This is a genomic window from Bradyrhizobium uaiense, assembly GCF_010811875.1.
Classification (GTDB): domain Bacteria; phylum Pseudomonadota; class Alphaproteobacteria; order Rhizobiales; family Xanthobacteraceae; genus Bradyrhizobium; species Bradyrhizobium uaiense.
Map to the genome: position 1 here is coordinate 1 of NZ_VKHP01000604.1, position 404 is coordinate 404.

The 404-nt window shown below is 67.8% G+C and carries 1 protein-coding gene; it reads right to left on the bottom strand.

The window, feature by feature from the left end:
- Positions 1-404 (bottom strand): methyl-accepting chemotaxis protein (locus FNJ47_RS50095; RefSeq protein WP_236000609.1); only part of this gene is annotated, 404 nt, incomplete at both ends.

Below are 404 nucleotides of genomic sequence, written 5' to 3' on the forward strand. Positions count from 1 at the left end.
GCCCAGCCGGCATTGATCTTGCCGACCGAATCGTCGATCAGCTCCTTGATCTCGCGCGCGGCCGTGGCGCTGCGCTGGGCCAGGCTGCGCACCTCCGAAGCCACCACCGCAAACCCGCGCCCCTGCTCGCCGGCGCGCGCGGCTTCCACGGCGGCATTGAGCGCAAGGATGTTGGTCTGGAAGGCAATGCCATCGATCACGCTGATGATTTCGACGATGCGGTTGGAGGCATCGGTGATGGCCTCCATGGTCTGCACCACATCGCCCACCACGCCGCCGCCACGCGCGGCCACACCCGAGGCGGCCATGGCCAGCTGGTTGGCCTGGCGGGCGTTGTCGGTATTCTGCTTGCAGGTGGAGGGCAGGTCTGCGAGGCCCGAAGCGGTTTCTTCGAGGGCAGTGGC